Source organism: Vibrio sp. 1402, assembly GCF_033340275.1.
The window spans coordinates 1-2285 of sequence record NZ_JAWOWE010000044.1 but is presented as its reverse complement, the minus strand read 5'-3'; the positions used below and the strand labels follow the sequence as shown (position 1 = coordinate 2285).

Sequence of the window (2285 nt, the reverse complement as noted above, 5' to 3'; positions counted from 1 at the left end):
AGCCAAACGGTGAACTTCATAGTGGCGCCTGTGGCGGACATCGTGGCAGATAAAGCGACGGTTGTGGAAGATACGCCAACCATCATCAAGGTCTTAGATAACGACACGTTCGAAGGCGACGACAAAGTGGTGTCGCTTGATACCGATAACGGTCCAGCTAACGGCACGGTCTCGGTCAACCCGGATGGCAGCGTCACTTACACGCCAAACGATAACTTCCACGGCACAGACAGCTTCACCTACATCGTTACGTCAGGTGGGGTGTCAGAGTCCACCACGGTGAACGTCGATGTCACACCAGTGAATGACGCGCCAGTGGCAAAAGATGATACCGCTGCTACTGACGAAGACACGCCAGTGACGATTGATGTCCTGCCAAACGACACTGATATTGATGGTGATACGCTGTCTATCCAATCGGCGTCCGTACCTGAAGCGCAAGGCACAGTTGAGATTGTTGATGGTAAATTGGTCTTCACGCCAGCCGAGAACTTCCATGGCGACGCCGAAATCACTTACACGGTTACTGATGGTTCACTGACTGACCAAGCGACGGTCAACGTCACCGTGAATGCGGTGAACGACACGCCTGTGGTTGAAAGCAACATTGCAGACCAAATCTTGGCGGAAGATTTTACGCCATACAGCATCGATCTAAATACCGCTTTCAGCGATGTGGATAACGCCGATGGTGAGTTAACGTTTAGTGTCTCTGGCAACAGCAACATTCAAGTGGCAATCGTCAATGGGATTGCTACGTTCACTCCAACGGCAGACTGGAACGGCTCAGAAGCGCTGACCTTTACGGCTACCGATCCAAGCGGCGAAAGCGTTAGCCAAACGGTGAACTTCACAGTAGCGCCTGTGGCGGACATCGTGGCAGACAGCGCGACAGTTGTGGAAGACACGCCGACCATCATCAAGGTTTTAGGTAACGATACGTTCGAAGGTAACGACAAAGTGGTGTCGCTGGATAGCAATAACGGCCCAGCCAACGGCACGGTCTCGGTCAACCCGGACGGCAGCGTCACTTACACGCCAAACGACAACTACCACGGTACAGACAGCTTCACGTACATCGTCACGTCAGGTGGGGTGTCAGAGTCCACCACGGTGAACGTCGATGTGACGCCAGTGAACGATGCGCCAGTGGCAAAAGATGATACCGCTGTCACTGACGAAGACACGCCAGTGACGATTGATGTTCTGCCAAACGATACTGATATTGATGGTGATACGCTGTCGATTGACTCGGCGTCTGTACCTGAAGCGCAAGGCACAGTCGAGATTGTTGACGGCAAACTGGTGTTCACACCGGCCGAGGACTTCCATGGTGATGCTGAAATCACTTACACCGTGACCGATGGTGCACTGACCGACCAAGCGAAGGTGGCCGTTACCGTTAACCCAGTAAACGATGCGCCAACCATCAAGGTCGATGCTGTAGAAAGTATCACTGAAGACGCGGTGAGTACCGATACGGTAGTGGCAACATTGGAAGTCGCTGATACAGATACGCCAGAAGAGCAATTAACCGTTTCTTTAGAAAACAACTCAAACGGCTACTTTGCGCTAGTTGGCGATGAAGTCAAACTGACTCAAGCGGGTGTTGACGCGGTTAACAACGACGAACTCAACCTTAAAGACCTAACGATCAGCGCATCAGTATCGGATGGTGCTAATCCAACGGTTAGCGACAGTGATAGTTTGATTGTGAATCGCGTTAACGATGCACCAACAGTCGACAATGTGATTTCAGATCAAGTGTTAGCAGAAGATTTTACGATCTACACGATTGATTTAAACGACGCATTTAAAGACAGCGACTCCGCACTGAACTTCTCAGTGTCCGGCAACAGCAACGTGTTGGTGTCGATTGAAAATGGCATCGCGACCATTAGCCCAACGGCAGACTGGAACGGCTCAGAAGCATTGACGTTTACTGCTACCGATCCAAGCGGTGAAAGCGTCAGCCAAACGGTGAACTTCACGGTAGCGCCTGTGGCGGACGTCGTGGCAGACAAAGCGACGGTTGTGGAAGACACGGCAACCATCATCAAGGTCTTAGGTAACGACACGTTCGAAGGCGACGATAAAGTGGTGTCGCTGGATACCAATAACGGTCCAGCGAACGGCACGGTCTCGGTCAACCCGGACGGCAGCGTGACTTACACGCCAAACGACAATTTCCACGGTACAGACAGCTTCACCTACATCGTTACCTCCGGTGGGGTATCGGAATCTACCACGGTGAACGTCGATGTCACGCCAGTGAATGACGCGCC

The 2285-nt window shown here is 52.1% G+C and carries 1 protein-coding gene; it reads left to right on the top strand.

Annotated features, from left to right (window positions below):
• Positions 1–30 precede the first annotated feature (30 nt).
• On the top strand, positions 31–2285 hold a 2255-nt coding region (locus R7044_RS23965; protein WP_318141731.1), incomplete at its 3' end, for a tandem-95 repeat protein.